The organism is Endozoicomonas ascidiicola, from assembly GCF_001646945.1.
GTDB classification, from domain to species: domain Bacteria; phylum Pseudomonadota; class Gammaproteobacteria; order Pseudomonadales; family Endozoicomonadaceae; genus Endozoicomonas; species Endozoicomonas ascidiicola.
On sequence record NZ_LUTV01000003.1, the window covers coordinates 347,423 to 366,224 of the forward strand.

Sequence of the window (18,802 nt, forward strand, 5' to 3'; positions counted from 1 at the left end):
CCTGACTGGACGCAATATTTGAAGAAAGGAACTCCGCCGCATGCATTGGAGTCAAAGGCTGAATCAATGAGTGATAACGAGGCTGCCCAGCAACTGCAGTCTGCCAGAGAATCACTGTTTCAAGGCATCTTTAAGCGAAAGGCCTGAAATCATGGGTTTATACTCTTTTCAGGCTCATTTTGGGATTGGAAAATACTTAGTCAAAAGGTCGTAGTTTTAAGATGAAATCAGAGTTTATCTACAGGATATTTCAACGCAAGACCACCCCATAGTTCACAGGGCGGCCTTTTATAGATTAGGAATTGAACTGCTTGAACCGCTTGATCAACCCGTTAGTTGAGGAATCCTGATCGGTTGTTTCATCTTTAGAACGAATCTTCTCAATCAGACGATCACCCAGCACTTTACCCAGCTCAACTCCCCACTGATCAAATGAGTTCAGTTGCCAGATCACGCCCTGAACAAATACTTTGTGCTCATACATGGCAATAAGAGCGCCAGTGGTTTCTGGCGTGATTTTCTCAGGCACGATCATACTGTTTGGTCGATTACCAGGGATGACCTTGTGAGGTGCGAGTCGTTCGATCTCATCTGCACTCATGCCGGTAGCACTGAGTTCTTCACGAACTTCTTCCAGTGTTTTCCCCTGCATCATAGCCTGGCTCTGTGCCAGGGCATTGGTGAACAACCATGGGTGCTGCTCGCCAATCGGGTTATGAGTGGTGGCTGGTGCGATGAAATCCACAGGAATCAGGCGAGTTCCCTGATGCAGCAGCTGATGATAAGCGTGCTGATCATTGGTGCCGGTTCCGCCCCAGATAACTGCGCCAGTCTGATAGTTAACAGTGCTGCCATCTTCACGGGTGCGTTTGCCATTACTTTCCATATCCACCTGTTGCAGGTGGCCGGGAAGATCCCGCAGGAAATAATCGTAAGAGATAAAGGCCTGAGACTCGGCACCCATAAAGTTCTGATACCACACACCCAGCATGGCGGTGATGACTGGCATATTCTCAGCCAACGGTGCATTGCAGAAGTGTTGATCCATGGCTTCAGCGCCTTTGAGCATACGCTCAAAGTTGTCGTAACCCACGACCATAGACGTCAGTAAACCAATGCTGGACCACAGGGAATAGCGACCACCTACCCAATCCCAAAGAGGCAGCGTGTTTTCCTGAGCGATGCCGAACTGATCGATGGCATTCAAGTTGGTGGAGATGGCCACAAAATGTTTGCGGATGTCTTGCTCTGCGCAGCCTTTTTCAATCATCCAGGCACGGGCTGCCTGAGCATTTTGCAGGGTTTCCAAAGTACTAAAGGACTTAGATGCAACAATAAACAAAGTGGTTTCCGGATCCACCTTGCGTAGAACTTCGGACAGTTCATTCGGGTCGATGTTCGCAACGAAGTGGTGCTCAAAACCAGCAACGTGGTAAGGCGTCATGGCGTTGATGGCGGTTTTCAAACCGAGGTAGGAGCCACCGATACCGATATTCACAATGTGCTTCACCGGTTTGCCGGTATGCCCAAGCCAATCTCCGGAATGAACTTGCTCGGTCATGGCTTTCATACGCGCACGGGTATCGCGAATCATCGGCATGATGTCTTCGCCGTCTACCATGATTGGAGCATCACCAAAGTTTCTCAGAGCGGTATGTAAAACCGCACGTTTTTCGGTGTAATTGATTTTCTCGCCGCTGAACATGGCAGTGCGTTTTTCTGGTAATCCGGCTTCTTCAGCCAGTTTAATCAGTGACGCCATTACTTCGTCGTTTATTAAATGCTTTGAATAATCCAGAAACAGGCCAGCAGCTTCCAAAGTGTAGCGATCAAACCGGGAAGGGTCGTTGGCAAAGAGATCACGAAGATGAGTGTTAGACAGTTCTTTTTGCAGAGCTGTCAGATTTCCGGATACAGGAAAATGATCCAGAGCAGAAGGGCTAGTCACTGTGTTGCCTCACTTGATAGGAATGATAAGGCTTGGATGAATTAAGCAATATACCTTAGATAACGGGTTAGTAAAATGATAAGCGTACTCAATAATATAAAGCTGATTTTTTTTATTCATTATTGTTTTTATCTGTGATTTGATTCTCTCAATTGATTCATTTAATTCAATTCCACTTTTAAAAAGGAACGTTTAAGTTCTGGTTTTGCGGAATAATGTCAGAGTGTATGCAAGGTTTCTGGCAGAACGAATAAGATTATTTTCGCCATTTTCCAGCGCTTCGGTTAGGGGAACGGCTCCGTGTACGATGGGGAACAGCGCATCAATACCACAGTCGTATACGGCTTCTGCGTCGGCGCCAACAGAACCACAGAGAGCAATGACTGGCAGATTAAATTCTTTAGCCATCCGGGCAACACCAACCGGCGTTTTTCCTTGGGCTGTTTGACCATCAATTCTGCCTTCACCGGTAATGACTAAATCCGCATCTTCCATTTTTGCCGCGAGATCTACCGCTTCCATAACGATATCAATGCCCGGTTTTAATTCAGCATTAAGAAAGGCCAATAAAGCGGCACCCATCCCCCCAGCAGCACCAGCACCGGCAGTATGTTCAACATCAGCGCCAATGTCTTGCTTAATTCGGTTAGCGTAGTGGTGGAGTGCCTGATCCAGCAGCTGAATCATTTCCGGCGTGGCGCCTTTCTGTGGACCAAATACAGCAGGTGCGCCATTTTCGCCTGTCAGTGGGTTATCCACATCGCAGGCGGCAATGAATTTAATGGACTTCAGTCGTTCATCTATCGCGCTAATATCAATGGTGGCTAATTGTGACAACGCTGCACCGCCACAGGGCAGCTCAACGCCTTGGTCGTCTAACAGCTTAACGCCCAGTGCCTGTATCATGCCTGCACCACCGTCGTTGGTAGCGCTGCCGCCAATGCCGACGATTATCTTATCAATACTATGATTCAGAGCCTGAAGTATCAATTCTCCAGTACCGCGGGTGGTAGACATCATTGGGTTTCGATGTTCCGGAGGTACTAGCTCAATGCCAGATGCCCGAGCCATTTCAATAACCGCGGTTTTTCCATCACCAAGAATACCGAAGGCCGCTGTGACGGGTTCACCCATCGGGCCAGTGACTAACGCATCAATCAGCTGCCCGCCAGTGGCATCCACTAACGATTGCAGCGTGCCTTCGCCGCCATCAGCCACAGGCACTTTGACGCAATGGGCATCGGGTATAGCTTGTCGTATACCTGTCTCAATCGCATTGGCTACCTGAGCGGCGATGAGGCACTCTTTAAAAGAGTCGGGTGCAATGATTATTTTCATTGTGGATAAACTCTCTCGTTCATAACGGCACGATGCTGTAAGCCGAGGTGACTTTGATACCACTTATGCTATCAAATAACAGGCCAGAAATTTTATCGGTATTCGTTGTGGAGGGAGTCGAGAGAGAAAAAGATAGATAATGACTCCCACACCTGCCGCAAAGGCAGAAAGATGTGGGAGCCGGGTTATTGAATCAGGCTACGATATCCAGCAGCTCAACTTCAAAAACCAGAGTCGTGTATGGACCAATGGCACCACCGGCACCACGTTCACCGTAGGCCAGGTTATAAGGTACAAACAGCTTCCACTTGGAGCCTGTGTTCATCATCTGCAGCGCTTCGGTCCAACCAGCGATAACGCCGCCAACCGGGAATTCTGCTGGCTCGCCACGTTGAACAGAACTGTCAAATACAGAGCCGTCAATCAGTGTGCCGTGGTAGTGAGTACGCACTGTGCTTTCACGGCTTGGTTTTTCGCCACTGCCTTCAGTGATGATTTCAAACTGCAGGCCAGATTCAGTAACCTGAACGCCTTCACGCTTGGCATTTTCTGCCAGGAACGCTTCGCCTTCTGCGGCCAGAACCTTCGCTCTTTCTGCTTCTTCAGCTTGCAGGCGTTGTTGCATTTCAGAGAAAGCAACGTGCAGATCTTCATGGGAAACCGCACTTTCAACACCATTCAGGGAATCCGCCAGGCCGGCCAGTACCGCATCAATGGAAATACCAGGAACCGGGTTAGAGGCCAGCTGGTCGCCCATTTGGCGGCCAATGCCGTAGCTCACACGTTCTTCCATGGTTTTGTAGGTATCAGACATCGAATATCAACTTCTTTATGAGTTAGGCGGGGGATTATATACCCAAAGGATTTCAAGTTGCTACGCGGCGGCAAATGAGTGAATCCTTTAGACCCTCGGGTCCCATGAGCCTACTACTAGTAGGTGATTGGGGGGAACGAGGGCAGCCAACAAAGTAGCAACTTGAAAGGCAACGGGAATCATGATTTTTCTGCGATCAGTTGACCATTACGGGTCACTGACCATTCGCTCAAATCCTGAGCAAGACCAAGGCTGCCGGTATAAAAACGCTCGGCTTCTTCTTTTATTGCATTGATGCTATTAGCGCCAGCATTAGGGGAGCGTTGGTAGCGTCCGCTGAAATGGGTCAGGATCAGATTAGGTACACCGGCGCGTTCGGCAGTTTCTGCCACTCTTTGGGCAGAACTGTGCATCCAGACGGGGCCGGCTTTCTGCAGGGCTGCTTCGGTGAGCGTGGCTTCGTGCACCAGAATATGGCAACCCTTTAGCGCGTCTTCCAACAGTTCTGGTTTGTCATTATCTCCGGAGATGATGGCAATGCGGTTTGCTGGTGGCGGTTGTAAGACATCTTCTGGCTGGATTCTACGGCCATCTTCCAGCGTAACGGACTGACCTTTTTGTAATAATCCCCATAACTCACTTCTGGGAACACCAAGCGTATTCAATCGATCAATATTCAGCTGTGTGCTGCGGGTCTTTTCCACAAAACGATAGGCAAAGCTGGGAACACGATGGGACAGTTCATGGGCCGTTACACTGACTTGTCCATCTTCATAGAAAAAGTCCGGCTGATCGCTGGCAATAAATTCAATGTTGAAGGGCAGGTTGGTCACATCGGCGTATTTTAATGCCGCTTCTACAAACTGCTGAACCCCATCGGGAGCGCAGATCAGCAATGGCGCTTTTCGCCCCTGCATGGATGCCGAGGTAATCAACCCCGGCAAACCATACATATGATCACCGTGAATATGAGTGATGAAGATGGCTTTGAGATTGTTCAGGGTGTAGCGACAGCGAAGCAGTTGGTGCTGGGTGCTTTCACCACAATCAACCAGATACCATTGTTTGGCATCATCCATTGCCAGTGCCAGAGCAGAGACATTTCTCTCCGTAGTGGGCATGCCGGCGGAGGTTCCCAGAAAAGTCAGTTTCATAAATCCAGTATGCATTGCTTCCGTTAATAAAAGGGTAACAGATAAGAAGCGACAGTTGTCAGAGAGTTCATCCGTTCTGAGTTCAATTTTTTCTAAATTGCAGGCATACTGTTGGCAATATTGCTTAAGCTACAAGATCCCTCCATGAAGAGCTTTACACGCCTTTTTACAACGAGCGCCGAGAAGATATCCGCAGTCCTTCTGTTATCCTTACTGATGAGTTTTTCATTGTTGGCCATCTCTAATGAAACCAATGAAAAAGCGGTCACTGAAGCGGAACTGCAAGCCATTGAAAGCGATATTCAACAAGCGAAGAAGCTTCTGGAGTCTCTGAATGCCGAGCGCAGTTCCGCAGAGAATCAGGTTCGTAAGAATGACCGTGCTGTGAATGAGTTGAATAAGGATGTGAACAGCTTGCAGAACCGCCTGCGGGAGGGGCAGTCTGAAATAAAAAAGCTGCAAAGCCGTCAACAGGCGTTGATGGCAAAGAGTGAGCAACAGAAACAACAAGTCACTCAGAGTTTGCAGTCCCTCTATAAAAGTCTTGGGGACAGCCGCCTTAAATTACTGCTAAATCAGGAAGACCCGGAGCAGGTATCCAGACAGCTGGTGTATCTGGATTATTTTCAGAAGGCGCAGCTTCAGTCTATTCAGAAATATGAAAAAATTATTACAGAACTGCAATCGAATGAAGCCCGTCAACAGACGTTGGTCGCCCAATTAAATAAAGAAAAAACTCAGTTGGATCAGAAAAAAGCGACACTGGTCAAACAGCAGGCTCAACGAAAGAAGTTATTGGGTGAGTTGGCCGGTCGTTACCAAAAAGGCGGCAGTGAACTGAAAAGGCTGGAAAAACAAAGAGCGCAGCTGGATGAAATTCTTGCGACCATTGTCAGTCGTCAAACGGGAAGCGGTGCTTCCTTTACCGCTCGAAAAGGTAAGTTAATCTGGCCGGTAGATGGCAAAGTACTTTACCGCTTCAATGATCAAAACCCGAACACACGTATGCGTTGGCAGGGCACATTTATTGCCGCCAAAACAGGCACTGAAGTGAATGCGGTGCACGATGGCCGGGTCATTTTTTCTGACTGGCTAAGCAGTTATGGGTTGCTGGTAATTCTTGATCATGGGGATAACTTCTTAACTCTCTACGCCCACAATGATTCCATTCTTAGACAGGAAGGTGATACCGTGCTGGCGGGCGAACCCATCGCCATCAGCGGGCAAAGTGGCGGTCAGCCTGACGAAGGTGTTTATTTTGAAGTCCGCCAGAATGGCAAGCCACAAAATCCAAGAAACTGGCTGGGTAAGCAATGAGTTTTCAACAGTGGAGTTTCATCAGGGGATACCGATAAGTAGGTAATGCCCGCCTGATCCTCCGGCTTACCTTCCAGCCTTTGACAGGCTCCTATACTTCACTGGTTTTTGAGCATTCGGGAGCATCCATGAACCTGACCTATAAAGTTAATCAATACTTCAGACTATCGACCCTGGTGCTTGTCGCCGGTTTTTCGATGTCTGGATGGGCTGATGATGTCAGCCAGAAAACAGAATCGTTAAAAGCAGCCCCTGCTGCTGCAGAAAGTGAAGTCGTGACAGAGGTAGAGGCTGAGCAGTCTGAACTGTCAGTGATAACACCCAAAGGGCGCCTACCTCTGGACGACCTGCGCGCTTTTACCGAAGTGATGGAACGCATTAAGAAAGCGTATGTCGAAGAGGTTGATGACAAAACTCTGCTGGAAAATGCCATTCAGGGCATGCTCAGTGGTCTTGACCCACACTCTGCTTATTTATCCCCGGATGATTTTCAGGAACTGGAAGAAAACACGTCTGGCGAATTTGGTGGCCTTGGTATTGAAGTAGGTGTTGAAGATGGCTTTATCAAAGTCGTCAGCCCGATTGATGATACCCCGGCATCCAAAGCTGGAGTGATGGCAGGTGATCTGATTATTAAACTGGATGAAACGTCGGTTAAAGGTCTTTCTCTTAGAGACTCTGTTGAGAAAATGCGTGGTAAAGCCGGTACAGAAATTAAACTGACGATTGTTCGTGAAGGAGAAGATAAGCCACTGGAAATCACTCTGGAACGTGCAGTGATTAAAGTGCAAAGCGTCAGGGCGAAAAACCTGGAGCCAGGATACGGTTATATCCGCATCAGCCAATTTCAGGCAGACACTGGTAAAGAGCTGGTGGAAACGCTGGAAGAGCTGATAAAAAAAGAAGAAAACGAACACTTGAATGGCTTGGTTCTGGATCTTCGTAACAACCCGGGCGGCGTGCTTCAGGCGGCAGTTGGCGTGACGGATGCATTTATCAGTGACGGATTAATTGTGTATACCGAAGGGCGAATTGCAAATTCGGAGTTGAGATTCAATGCGACCGCTGAAGACCCATCAAAAGGTGTGCCATTGGTTGTGTTGATTAACGGAGGTTCTGCTTCTGCATCAGAAATAGTAGCGGGAGCATTGCAGGATCATAATCGTGCCGTATTGATGGGTACGGAATCCTTTGGCAAGGGGTCGGTGCAAACTGTGTTGCCACTGAGTGTGGATGCACAAAGAGGCCTTAAGTTGACCACTGCCTTGTATTACACACCGAATGGCCGTTCGATTCAGGCAGAAGGGATTAAGCCGGACATCGTCGTTGAGCGCGCTAAAGTGACTCTGCTAAATGATGGTGGTGAGCAATACAAAGAAGCAGATCTTCAACGGCACTTAGGCAATGGCAATAAGGAAGAAACTTCCAAAGAAAACAACCGCACAGCTAAGGAAGAAAAAGAGCTCGCCGAGTTGTTGTCTAAGGATTACCAGCTTAACCAGGCGTTGAATGTTCTGAAGGGCATGCACATTAATGCAATCACCATCGGTAAGCCCGTTCATGAAGAAGTGGCGATGGAAACGACGAAGTAATCAGAAACGATACGATACGCCGAAGTTCACTACGGGTTGCCAACGAGTGGCTTCGGTTTCATCAACGTTGTTGCTGGATATTGATTTAAAACTGTTGGTACTGGGGGCTGCAATATTGCGGCCCTCGTTTTTTTTATACACGGCACCAATATCAATACGCACTCCAAGCCTTGCCTGATCCACCATCTTCTTCCAGCCAACACCCAGCCAGGTTTTATTATTGTAACGTTGGGCGATAACATCACGGGATGTGCTTTGGTAACTGCCAGCAGACATACTGAAGTTGTTATCAAATGGCTGGTAATCAATGCGCAGACCTTTACTGTCATCTGCTGGAGTAAATGGCGCACTGCTTAATGCTATGGAAGATGGGTTCGGAGGTACTTCTGAGAAAGTTTGTTTTTCAACTGTGTTAACTAGGTCTACATGGTCGTTTGCCTGAACCGTGGAGATCAGCGATGTTCCAAAAACAAAAAACAGCATACGACTATTCATGACTCCATTCTCCTATAATCTTAACCTCAGTCCGTGAGGCGATAGGGTAAATGACAGCTAATTTGAACAGCACATTTCTTAAGTGAGTAACTTTATATTCTCCCCATTTATGTCAATTAGCAACTATTCTTTACAGGGTTTTAGAATGAATTCCGACTCATTTCACAACACCGACTACGTACTTGGCGCAAAACCTTCTGAACTAACCACTCTGATAAGCAACACCGCACACTGATAGACTTGGCGCCATTTTTTACTGGCGATGGATTAATCGGATGCAGATTGAAAATATGCCCAACTATGGTGCAGTACCTCCAGCCGAAATGGCAAAACTGGCAGAACAGGTTGTTCTTGGTAAAGCTAAAAAACACCCTGAAATCACACTGATTCTGGCCGTCATGGCAGGTATCTTTGTTGCTATCGGTGCTATGTTCTACACCATCACCATGGCGGGTGCTCAAGGAACGCCTTATGGTCTGACCAAACTGGTGGGCGGTATTGTTTTCAGTGTTGGCCTTATGCTGGTTGTGCTTTGTGGTGGTGAATTATTTACCAGCAGCACGCTGTTGTTAATGGGTAAAGCGACTGGCAAGTTAAAGCTGGGTAACATCGCTAAAAACTGGAGTCTGGTTTATCTGGGTAACTTCATTGGCTCCATTATTTTTGCAACACTGATTGTCTATGGCGGTATTTGGGAAGGCGGCCATGGTCAGGTAGGTTTATCTTCTCTGTATATTGCCAAGGCGAAGCTGGGCCATCCATTTGTTCAGGATATTGTTCTGGGCCTGCTTTGTAACTTGCTGGTTTGTCTTTGCTACTGGATGACGTTAAGTGCCCGTACCGCTGCTGGCAAAATGATGGCTTGCGTTCTTCCAGTTGCTGCATTTGTTGTCGCTGGTTTTGAGCACTCCGTGGCGAACATGTATCTGTTACCTGTCGCTTATTTGACCAAAGCTGTTGCGGGTCCTGAGTTTTGGCAGGCCATTGGTTACAGTGCCGCCGATTTTGATATGATCACTCTGCAAAATATTGTGATGAACCTGATTCCGGTCACCATCGGTAACATCTTGGGTGGTGGTGTGATGGTTGGATTGAGCAAGTGGTTTGTTTATTTGCGCGTGAAAGGCTGATTTAACAAAAAGTGAAAGAAAAAAAGCGGCCAGTGAGCCGCTTTTTTATTGCGTTCTCTATGAGCTATCGACGAATTCGAATTAATAAAATAATAAAGTAGGCTCCTCCAAGCGCCGCTGCCAGAGTACCAGCTGCGATTTGCCCCGGGTATACCAGGTTCCGTCCAAGCCAGTCCGCGGTTAATAGAAGACTTGAGCCGATTAATGAGGCGACCAGTAATTGTGTAACGGCTGTTTGCGCGCCTATCAATCGGGCAAGGTGCGGCGCTAACAATCCGATAAAGGCAATGGGCCCCAGAAGTGCGGTGACTACAGAGCAGGCTAATGCTACCAGCCCCAATAGATACCAGTAACTTTTTTGAACATTGAGCCCTCTTCCCTGGGCCATCGAGTGGCTAATGCTTAACAGTGTTAACCAGCGATGACTGCTGAGTGCGAGCAGTAAAATAACACTTGACAAGGCAACAAGTAGCGATGCTTCAAAAGCCTGAATTCGGTAGGTAGAGCCCGCCAGCCAGCCAAGAATTTGATAGACGTCTTCCTTACCATTGGCCAGGGCAAATTGAATCAATGCTTCAACCAGAGCGGTTAGTGAAACCCCAAGAAGAATAATGGCAGCAGGGGAAAACTGCTGTCGTCGTGCAAGTGTCAGAAGAAGGATTAACATACAACCGCTACCCGCAAGTGCAACCAATGGGCTGGCGGATGTAATGGGTTCACCAAACACCAGGCTGTAAATAACCAAAGCACCACTGGCACCAGCAGACACTCCCAGCAGGTCGGGGCTTGCTAATGGGTTGTAAATCAACCTCTGCAAGAGTGTACCTGCCACTGCCATAGCGATACCGGCTGCCAGTGCAGCAATAATTCGTGGCATTCTGAGGTGAAAGGCAAATTCACTGGGCAACTGCCATTGCCACCCAAAGGGACCTTGATTTAAAAACAAGGCGGCGCTGATGCAGGCTCCACAGGAAAAGAAGAGAAACCACCAGTGCCTTTGCATCATCCGCTTGTGATGAATCGGTCTTGTGGTCATGCGGTCTTCTGCTTTTAGTTTTCTTAGTGCCATAAGAATAAGCACCGGTGCACCGCACAATGCCGCTGCGGTACCGGTTGGAATCAGGTCAATAGTGAAGACGCTTAATGCTCTTGCCAGGAAATCGGCAGTTAGCAGCAGTAATGATCCCAAAAGGGTTGAAAACCAAAGCTGATCCCGAGCGGTTCTTGCACCTAAATAGCGGGCAAGGTTGGGTGCAATCAAACCGATAAAACTGATCACACCCACCGCGGTAATGGATGCAGACACCATCCATAATGTGATCAAGAGCATTAATGCCAAAACAGGACCTGTAGCCAATCCACGGCCTTGTGCTGCCTGCTGACCAATTCGAAGCAACTGCAGGACTCTGGGCGCTAATAGAAGTATAGGGATGGCTATCAGCAGTTTTGGTGCCAGCCATTCCATCCAGATCCAGTCATGTTGTGCCAGATCACCTGCGCCCCAGATAAACAATTGCTTGGCGTACTGATCTTTCAAAAGAATAACGGCGGTTGTTTACGCCCCCAAAAATATATTAAACGCCATACCTGCCAGAACAATGGGCATGCCAGACAGTTGACGAATACCGGCAATAGCCAGCACAAGCCCCACGGATAATAACGCCCCCGCCATTACCACCAGAGAGGTGATATCGGGATCAACCCCGGGGGCAAGCACTGTGATCAGTATTAACGCCAGCCAGGCACCTAAAGAGGTACCCAGCGTTAAAGGCGATAACAAGGGGTTACGGGTCAACTGTTGTAACACGCTACCTGCTAAACCCAGAACCGCCCCGACCATTAATGCCATCGCTAATCTGGGTAGGGTGGCAAACAGAAAAACAAATTCAGGAAATGGGGCAGGGATAGCAGAATTAATCAACGACCACTGACGAGTAAGTGGCAGGTTGTTGTCGTACTGCACATAGAAAAAACCCAGAAGCAGGAGTATGACCAATGATAATTGATAGCGGATGTAGGGCTTTTCCAGAACCCTGATCACAGGATTACCGCCAGATGCAGCTTCGGTGTCGGCGATTTCAGTCATATTACTTTGAGCCAGCATTAATCTGCCCTCCTGTTTTCGGGGGCGATGGCCAGCAAGCTCGCTGTCATTGCTTCGGCCAGATAGTTGAGTGACATGGCTCCTCCGTAGGTCCAGGTAGAGGCAATGGCGTTTGTATTTCCTTTTCTGACGAAAGGCATGGCTTGCCAGAGGCGTGATTGATTGAGCCTGGACGACTGTGGAAAAGGTTCAAAGTAAAGAACTGCACCGTCATGTATTTTGCTTAACAGAAGTGTCCGTTTTTGCACCAACCCCCATTTGGATGTGGGCTGCGGCAATGCATTCGTGATGCCCAGTTGCTCAAGTGCATACTGGCTCATTGAGTTATCACCGTATATATAGACTGACGATGGATTGGCAAAACGAACAGTGGTCACTTGCGGTAGTTCATCCTGATAAGCCACTAGCAACTGCTCTTTCAAGTGATGAAAGTTCTGTTGCATACTGGCCAACTTTACTTCAGCAACCGACTGTTGTTGAAAAAGCACCGATAAACGGCGGAATATTTCTATCGATCGTTCGGCATTATTATGACTTTTGCTGAAGGTTTTAAAGGTGACGACCGGCGCGATGGCTTCCAACCGTTGAATAATGGGTTCATCCACGTTACTGACCAGAAGGAGGTCTGGTTTCAGGTTGGCCATTTTTTCAAGGTTAGGTTCTGCCCTGGTGCCTAAATCTTCTACAGAATCAGGAAGAGCGGGTTGACCCACCCAATCGGTATAACCGGTTTTATCGCTCATGGCGATGGGAGTTACTCCCAGCTCCAGCAATTGTTCGGTCATATCCCATCAGGGTGATAACCCGGGTGGGTACGTCTGGAAATGTGTGCACGCCCCGATCATCTTTAATAGTGACCTCTGCTGTCGACAGTGAGACCCAAAGAAGGGCAGTCATTGACACTGAGTAGTGTAAAAATTTCTTTAACATACGACAGCGACCTTTTTCTCATGGTGTTCAATCACCTCAATAGTGCGATTGAACAGACTGGAAAGCCGCACTGAACTTGAAAAGTCATCCACCGAATCGTGATAAACAACCTGGCCGTGCTTTAACGCTATGATCTGTTCTGCGAATTGAAGTGCAAGGTTAAGATCATGTAGCACTACAACCACGCCACGATTTTGTTCGTCGTGAAGTTTTTTTAACAGCGTCATCAATTCGTATTGGTGTGAAATATCCAAAGCTGAAACGGGTTCATCAAGCATTAGGATCGGGGAATCCTGGGCTAATAGCATGGCAATCCATGCTCTCTGACGTTCACCGCCGGAGAGTTGGTCCACCAGCTGATGTTCCATGTTACGAATATCGGTTTGGTCGATGGCTCGATCAATGGCCTCATTATCAGCAGGGGTGAACCTTCCTAGTGCACCCCGCCATGGAAAACGACCGAGACGCACAAGTTCTCTTACTGTCAGCCCCGGAGCCTCAGGAATATGCTGGGGTAAATAGGCTAGCTCTCTTGCCAATGCCTTTTCACGGTATTTGGCGAGTGCTTTGTTATTAAGAGATACAGAACCGGTATCTGGCTTTTGCTGTCGGGACAGAATGTTCAGCAGTGTGGATTTACCAGAACCGTTGTGACCAAGAATCAACGTAAACTGACGACTATCAATGGCAAGATCGTGAATATCCAGAACCGGCCGGTTCTGGTGAGAGACGGAAATATCATTCAGTGCAAACATGTTCGGCCTTTTTTTGTTGTAACTTTTGCAGACGCGCTTTTTTAGGGTAGTTGCTGCACACATCGGCATCCTGTCTCAGATAGTGCAGGCAACAACCTGTGCGTTTTAATTCAAAACTGTCTGTTAACTGGAGTGGCCTGCTGGTTAATCCTGTTGATTGCAGCCACAAAGGTGCATGGCTTTCTAGAATCGGCAACGTAATGCCTTTGCCGTATAAAAAGGGAATACGGATAAGAGAGGCCAAAAGTTGGTCTGACAACAGGCGCTGCGCAAGTACTGGTTTGAAGGAACACACTTGTTGAAGCTGTGAAAGCAGTAATGCCGAGAGATCAGCCAGTTCGTGACCAGCTTTTTGGATGAGTAGTTCGGTTTCCCCTGTAAAACAGGTGCCTTCCGGTAATGTATAACCGGCTACCATGCCGTTATGGCTGCTTTGCCCGAGTAGCCTGAGTGGTGGAATCGCTTCCATGCTGTATACAGCGATGATGCTGAGCATGACGGGTTGCCAGATTAACAAATCCCAGCTGCGAACTGCCCAATAACCACGACCCGCCTCAGGAAAACTGTTTTTTAATCTGTCGTAGAGTCCTTTAACGGTTTGAACATCTTTAGTCGTATAACTAATTTGCTCATCCGCAGGGTTACCCTTACTGCCATAGAGCAGAGGGCTAAGGGCACTTCCCGCGGCAAAGAGTCGCGAATAAACCTCAGAGGTGCGACATGCGCCCTCTGAGGTTTCCTGTAACTGGTCAGAACTGAATTGCTCAGAACTCATAGTTGACCGAGGTTTTTACCGTTCTTTCTGCGCCTATAAAACAGGTGCGCTGGTCGTAACAGCTGTAATAACGCTTGTTAAACAGGTTGGTCACACTGAGGTTAAGTGATGTGCCTTCCAGCCCGGGGGAATACTCACCCAAATCGGAATTGATCGACATATCAACCAGGCTGTAAGACGGGACTTTATCTGCAGTGGCAACATCTAAAACGGCTTCACCAATGTAACGGACACCACCACCGATTTCAGTGCCGCGCAGCAAACCAGAGTCACCAAAGTAGCTCAACCAAAGTGTGGCTTTTTTCTCGGGCACCCAGGATGGCGTCTTGCCAGTCAGGCCTGCATTGTCTTTGGTGAATTCCACATCTTGAAATGTCACGCTGGCATCGAGCAATAACTGATGGTTGACCTGGCTTGTCGCTTCGATCTCGAAGCCTTTGGATTGTATCTGACCTGCTTGAATCTGGTCGTAGGTTCCGCCCGAAGGATCTTTGGTCAACACATTATCTTTGGTGATTCTAAAGGTTGACAATGTCAGTACTGTGTCGCTTGTTTCAGGGGCATATTTAATGCCTGCTTCCCATTGCTTGCTGGTAGAAGGCTCGTACGCTTTGCCTCTGCGATCACTGCCCGGTACCGCTTCAAAGCCTTCCGCGTAACTGGCGAACGGTGAGAGACCGTTGGACATGGTATAAAGGACGCCTAATCGACCGGACAGATTGTTTTGACGCACTTTGTTCGACAGTGGTTTAACAACCTCGGTTATCCCGGTTTGATCACTGCGAATGTTGTCGTATCTCAAGCCTGCGAGCATCACCCACTGATCAACCAAAATTTGATCCTGCAGGTAGATGCCGTTTTGGTACAGCGTTAAGTCGTATTTTTGATAAGGGTTGTAAATCAGCGGTGTGTTTGGATCGACTTGATCATTATCTGGATTCAACAAATCGATAGAGCTAACGAGGCCAATAGAGTTATACACATATGTTTTCAAACGTTGATAATCAAACCCGGCCAATACATTGTGAGTCAATGACCCTGTGTTTATCATCCCGGACAATTGATTATCAATAGTGAACGACTGTAGTTTTTCGTCGTTCAGCTGTGCAACCCGGTAGATGGTTCTACCATCTGGATTGATAGGCGCCTGTGGGTTTTCATAAATCAGTTTCTGAAGAGCCTTGGCATCCATGAAACGGGTATTTTGAAGAAAAGACCAGTTGTCGTTAAACGTATGGCTGAGTTTATAACCCAGAAGCGTGACGTCACGGTCATAATCGTTCCAGTTCTTATCACCCATAAACGTATCACGGTCAAAAGATCCATGTGCGCTTGGCAGTACAGAACCTGTTGCGGGTACCCCAGTAAATACGCCAGCTTCTGGGTCTTTTTGATGATACAGGTTCATGTTAAGCAGGGTGCGATCACTGATTTGCCAATCTACACCGCCTGCCACCATATAGCGCTCATCTTTTATGGAATCGATCTGGCTGTCTTTTTCACGAGCCAAAGAGGTGAAGGTATAAGACAGCTCATCATTACCAGCAATAGCACCGGTGGATTGGAAGGTTGCTTCCTTACGGTTATGACTGCCTGTGGCCAGTTCAATGCTGTCGTAGTTGTTGGACGACGGTTGTCTTGCGATTATGTTCACCATACCACCCGGTGGCATGCCGCCATAAAGTACCGAAGTAGGTCCTTTGAAAACTTCTATTTGTGCTATGGCTGCAGGATCAATCTGCGGCTGGATGAATGAGTTGTTGTAATGAATTTGCAGGCCATCATAAAAATTCTGGAAATTGGTGAATCCACGAATAGTGTATTGATCCATCCGGGTGGCACCACCGCCACGCAGCTCGGTATTAACGCCTGGTGTATAGCGAAGAGCCTGGCTGACACTGGCGGCTCCTTTGTTTTTAAATTGTTCCTCGGTCACCGTTGAGATGCCCTGAGGTGTTTTTTCTGGAGGGAGTGCAGTTTTGGATGCGGTATTGCGATAGGTAGACGCCGTCACCACCACTTTTTCTAACTGTGTAATGCCGTCTGGTGTCGTCTCGGTGTCTGCCATCGGCAGCCCGCTATGCATCGCTGCCATCGCAAGAGCAATAACGCGGTACTGGGCAGGGAAAGGATATTTCATGAATTGCGCCTAAATGATAATGATTATTATTTGCTGGCGCGATTGTAAGGAGTCTGTCGGTTTAAAACTTAATCATTTGGTGCATCTGAGTAAACGACGGGCATCCAGTATTCAAGTTGTAGGTTTGTGTCGTTTTGCCTGAGTCCTTGTCCATAATGTTCCAGCTCATAATGTTCAACCCCTTGATAGTTGGACTCGGGCAACCAGGAGCAGAGGAACCAGGTCAGTATCTTATCAAAGGAAGCTAAGTTATTTGAGCAGGGAAGCACCGCGTATGTATGCTCGGGGAGCTCAATGCTATCCAGCGTTGGATGGATGATGTGATCTTCCCTACTAAGACAGGCCCAGTAAGGAATGTTGTCTGTTGTCCATCGCTCACTGAAGTCGATCACTCCAATGTGCTCACTGGCAAAAAAATCAGCAACGGATACCGATTTCATTAATGTTGCCCATATGGCAGGAATGGCCTCCATATGATTGGGGTGCTTGGAGAAGATGCCATCAAAGTGTCCTTTAATGCCCTGAAGACGCCTTGCTGGAAGAGTTTCGATACGAACCTGAAATAAAGACGGCGGCAGTGACGTTTCCTGAACGGTTTTGTCGCTCAATGACACGATGGGTTGGTGAAGGTTACGAAAAATTCCGGCTTTTCGGTACTGCCCGGGACTGCAATCATACGCTTTACGAAAGCTGCTGCTAAGGCTGATTTCTGATTCAAATCCACAGGCAAGGGCAATATCCATCTGTCGTCGTTTAGTGGTCAAGAGCAGCTGTCCAGCTCTGCTCAGCCTCAGGCTTCTAATATATTGAGCCACGCCCATACCGATTTCACGCTGAAACACCCGTTGAAACTGCCACCGGGACCAGCAGCTTTTTTCCGCCAGCGATTCAACCGTCAAAGGCTCATCCAGATGCGTCTCGATGTAAAGCAAAATATCGTTTATGCGGCTTAGCCCTCGATTTATTCTTTGGGCTGCTACGTATTCAGTCATGCTACCTTGCTACCTTGCTACCTTGCTACTTTGGAGAAGATCGACAATTCGCTTTGTCGTTAGAGCTAGCCATTCTGAGGTATCATACAGGCTCTGCTCTGGGCTGTTAAATCAGAGAGCAGCAGGAATGTGATCAATCACTTTGTATAAAAAACGATGGAATTAACCATGAAATCAGTAGCCATCTTCTGTGGTTCACAGGCAGGACGTCAGGAAACATACCGTCAAGCGGCTGAAGATCTGGTGGATGCTTTGATGGAACGAGGTGTTTCTATTGTTTACGGTGGTGGCAATGTTGGGTTGATGGGCATTGTTGCGGACAGAGCAATGGCAAAAGGCGGTCATGTTATTGGTGTTATTCCCAATGCACTGGTAGAGATGGAAAGAGCTCATAATGGCATTAGCGAGCTGATCCATGTGGACAATATGAGTGATCGCAAACAGAAGATGTGTGAATTGGCGGACAGTTTTATCACCCTGTCCGGTGGTACCGGCAGTATGGATGAGTTATTTCAGGAGCTGACTCATAGACAGGTGGGTTACCACAGTAAAACCTGTGCAATATTGAATACCGGGGGCTATTACAATCATTTGCTGGCCTGGCTTCAAAACGCTGTGGACGAAGGGTTTATTGATAAAGCGCGCTATGATCAGCTTATCGTTGAAGCGTCGCCGGAAGATCTGATCAGCCGGATGATGGAGAGCAAACAATGAAGCCATTATTGGTTTATCTTCATGGCTTGAACAGTTCATCACAATCCCTTAAAGCGATTCAAACGACAGAGTACGTTAAAAAGTCAGCGCTTGATCTGGAATTGTGGATACCCGATCTCCCCATCTTTCCATCCGATATTGTCCAGTGTTTGCAGAATTGTGTGTCGCCATCGATTAATCAGCGTGATATCTACATTATTGGCAGCTCGCTTGGTGGCTTTCTGGGTACTTGGTTACAGAGTTGGTTAATTGAACAAGGGCATGAGCAGAAGCTCAGGCTCGTTTTGGTAAATCCGGCAGTCGTGCCTCATGAGCGCTTCGACGACTATTTGGGGCCGCAGAAAAACTTTCATACCGGTGAGGAATGGGTGATGACTGAAGGCTATGTTGAGCAACTGGTGCAGTTGGAAGTAAATAAACTGCCAGCTCCACACGACATGCTGCTTCTGGCTCAGACTGGAGATGAAACTCTGGATTACCGGCAGGCCGTTCATAAATACCAGCTATGTCGAGCTATAGTTCAGGAAGGCGGAAGTCATGGGTTTGATGATTTTGAAAAAATGTTGCCAGAGATCTTTGAATTTCTGACATCCGTTTGAACAAA

Annotated in this window: 15 protein-coding genes and 1 pseudogene; 5 read left to right on the plus strand and 11 right to left on the minus strand. The window is 47.8% G+C overall.

The window, feature by feature from the left end; all coding sequences use genetic code 11:
- Positions 1-295: 295 nt before the first annotated feature.
- The 4 genes from pgi to AKL11_RS09105 all read right to left on the minus strand — a co-directional run bounded on the left by pgi (position 296) and on the right by AKL11_RS09105 (position 5,254).
- Positions 296-1,948, minus strand: coding sequence for a glucose-6-phosphate isomerase (gene pgi, locus AKL11_RS09090; protein ID WP_067516618.1), 1,653 nt, complete (start codon positions 1,946-1,948; stop codon positions 296-298).
- Between the two features lie 192 nt (positions 1,949-2,140).
- Complete coding sequence (locus AKL11_RS09095) at positions 2,141-3,286, minus strand: glycerate kinase family protein (RefSeq protein ID WP_067516620.1); 1,146 nt, start codon at positions 3,284-3,286, stop codon at positions 2,141-2,143.
- Between the two features lie 193 nt (positions 3,287-3,479).
- Positions 3,480-4,100, minus strand: a complete 621-nt coding sequence (gene bamJ, locus AKL11_RS09100; protein WP_067516622.1) for a BamJ family beta-barrel-assembly machinery protein — start codon at positions 4,098-4,100, stop codon at positions 3,480-3,482.
- A gap of 179 nt (positions 4,101-4,279) precedes the next feature.
- On the minus strand, positions 4,280-5,254 hold the full coding sequence (locus AKL11_RS09105; protein WP_067516624.1) for a ribonuclease Z: 975 nt from the start codon (positions 5,252-5,254) through the stop codon (positions 4,280-4,282).
- Positions 5,255-5,470: 216 nt separating this feature from the next.
- On the opposite strand from AKL11_RS09105, the gene AKL11_RS09110 reads away from it, so the two are divergent.
- Positions 5,471-6,571 (plus strand): murein hydrolase activator EnvC family protein, encoded by a 1,101-nt coding sequence (locus AKL11_RS09110; protein ID WP_067516625.1) that lies wholly within the window; start codon positions 5,471-5,473, stop codon positions 6,569-6,571.
- A gap of 128 nt (positions 6,572-6,699) precedes the next feature.
- The gene (locus tag AKL11_RS09115) at positions 6,700-8,163 is read left to right on the plus strand and encodes a S41 family peptidase (protein WP_067516627.1); all 1,464 of its coding nucleotides are present in this window, start codon (positions 6,700-6,702) and stop codon (positions 8,161-8,163) included.
- On the opposite strand, the gene AKL11_RS09120 is transcribed toward AKL11_RS09115, so the two are convergent.
- The gene (locus AKL11_RS09120) at positions 8,164-8,658 is read right to left on the minus strand and encodes a hypothetical protein (protein WP_157673481.1); all 495 of its coding nucleotides are present in this window, start codon (positions 8,656-8,658) and stop codon (positions 8,164-8,166) included.
- A 275-nt stretch (positions 8,659-8,933) separates the two neighbouring features.
- On the opposite strand from AKL11_RS09120, the gene focA reads away from it, so the two are divergent.
- On the plus strand, positions 8,934-9,788 hold the full coding sequence (gene focA / locus AKL11_RS09125; protein ID WP_067516631.1) for a formate transporter FocA: 855 nt from the start codon (positions 8,934-8,936) through the stop codon (positions 9,786-9,788).
- Between the two features lie 64 nt (positions 9,789-9,852).
- Here focA and fhuB read toward each other — a convergent pair.
- The 6 genes and pseudogenes from fhuB to AKL11_RS09155 all read right to left on the minus strand — a co-directional run bounded on the left by fhuB (position 9,853) and on the right by AKL11_RS09155 (position 17,484).
- Positions 9,853-11,892: pseudogene (gene fhuB / locus AKL11_RS09130) on the minus strand (Fe(3+)-hydroxamate ABC transporter permease FhuB).
- Positions 11,892-12,677, minus strand: a complete 786-nt coding sequence (locus AKL11_RS09135; protein ID WP_095210280.1) for an iron-siderophore ABC transporter substrate-binding protein — start codon at positions 12,675-12,677, stop codon at positions 11,892-11,894. The pseudogene fhuB and the gene AKL11_RS09135 overlap by 1 nt, the downstream one beginning before the upstream one ends.
- A 138-nt stretch (positions 12,678-12,815) precedes the next feature.
- Complete coding sequence (locus tag AKL11_RS09140; protein WP_067516633.1) at positions 12,816-13,577, minus strand: ABC transporter ATP-binding protein; 762 nt, start codon at positions 13,575-13,577, stop codon at positions 12,816-12,818.
- A complete protein-coding gene (locus AKL11_RS09145; protein ID WP_067516635.1) occupies positions 13,561-14,352 on the minus strand; it encodes a siderophore ferric iron reductase in 792 nt (263 codons plus the stop codon). The genes AKL11_RS09140 and AKL11_RS09145 overlap by 17 nt, the downstream gene beginning before the upstream one ends.
- Positions 14,342-16,492, minus strand: coding sequence for a TonB-dependent siderophore receptor (locus tag AKL11_RS09150; RefSeq protein WP_067516637.1), 2,151 nt, complete (start codon positions 16,490-16,492; stop codon positions 14,342-14,344). Before AKL11_RS09150 ends, AKL11_RS09145 begins: the two co-directional genes overlap by 11 nt.
- A 68-nt stretch (positions 16,493-16,560) precedes the next feature.
- Positions 16,561-17,484, minus strand: a complete 924-nt coding sequence (locus AKL11_RS09155) for a helix-turn-helix domain-containing protein (protein WP_067516639.1) — start codon at positions 17,482-17,484, stop codon at positions 16,561-16,563.
- A 168-nt stretch (positions 17,485-17,652) separates the two neighbouring features.
- On the opposite strand from AKL11_RS09155, the gene AKL11_RS09160 reads away from it, so the two are divergent.
- Together AKL11_RS09160 and AKL11_RS09165 are read left to right on the plus strand one after the other, a co-directional pair.
- Positions 17,653-18,198 carry an LOG family protein gene (locus tag AKL11_RS09160; RefSeq protein WP_067517286.1) on the plus strand — a complete coding sequence of 182 codons (546 nt, stop codon included), beginning with the start codon at positions 17,653-17,655 and terminating at the stop codon, positions 18,196-18,198.
- A complete protein-coding gene (locus AKL11_RS09165) occupies positions 18,195-18,797 on the plus strand; it encodes a YqiA/YcfP family alpha/beta fold hydrolase (protein WP_067516641.1) in 603 nt (200 codons plus the stop codon). Before AKL11_RS09160 ends, AKL11_RS09165 begins: the two co-directional genes overlap by 4 nt.
- Positions 18,798-18,802: the final 5 nt, after the last annotated feature.

Coding starts and splice junctions, on each gene's coding strand:
- AKL11_RS09095 (WP_067516620.1), bottom strand. CDS start 3,286: ATGAAAATAATCATTGCACCCGACTCTTTTAAAGAGTGCCTCATCGCC.
- bamJ (WP_067516622.1), bottom strand. CDS start 4,100: ATGTCTGATACCTACAAAACCATGGAAGAACGTGTGAGCTACGGCATT.
- AKL11_RS09105 (WP_067516624.1), bottom strand. CDS start 5,254: ATGAAACTGACTTTTCTGGGAACCTCCGCCGGCATGCCCACTACGGAG.
- AKL11_RS09110 (WP_067516625.1), top strand. CDS start 5,471: ATGAGTTTTTCATTGTTGGCCATCTCTAATGAAACCAATGAAAAAGCG.
- AKL11_RS09115 (WP_067516627.1), top strand. CDS start 6,700: ATGAACCTGACCTATAAAGTTAATCAATACTTCAGACTATCGACCCTG.
- AKL11_RS09120 (WP_157673481.1), bottom strand. CDS start 8,658: ATGAATAGTCGTATGCTGTTTTTTGTTTTTGGAACATCGCTGATCTCC.
- focA (WP_067516631.1), top strand. CDS start 8,934: ATGCAGATTGAAAATATGCCCAACTATGGTGCAGTACCTCCAGCCGAA.
- AKL11_RS09135 (WP_095210280.1), bottom strand. CDS start 12,677: ATGACCGAACAATTGCTGGAGCTGGGAGTAACTCCCATCGCCATGAGC.
- AKL11_RS09140 (WP_067516633.1), bottom strand. CDS start 13,577: ATGTTTGCACTGAATGATATTTCCGTCTCTCACCAGAACCGGCCGGTT.
- AKL11_RS09145 (WP_067516635.1), bottom strand. CDS start 14,352: ATGAGTTCTGAGCAATTCAGTTCTGACCAGTTACAGGAAACCTCAGAG.
- AKL11_RS09150 (WP_067516637.1), bottom strand. CDS start 16,492: ATGAAATATCCTTTCCCTGCCCAGTACCGCGTTATTGCTCTTGCGATG.
- AKL11_RS09155 (WP_067516639.1), bottom strand. CDS start 17,484: ATGACTGAATACGTAGCAGCCCAAAGAATAAATCGAGGGCTAAGCCGC.
- AKL11_RS09160 (WP_067517286.1), top strand. CDS start 17,653: ATGAAATCAGTAGCCATCTTCTGTGGTTCACAGGCAGGACGTCAGGAA.
- AKL11_RS09165 (WP_067516641.1), top strand. CDS start 18,195: ATGAAGCCATTATTGGTTTATCTTCATGGCTTGAACAGTTCATCACAA.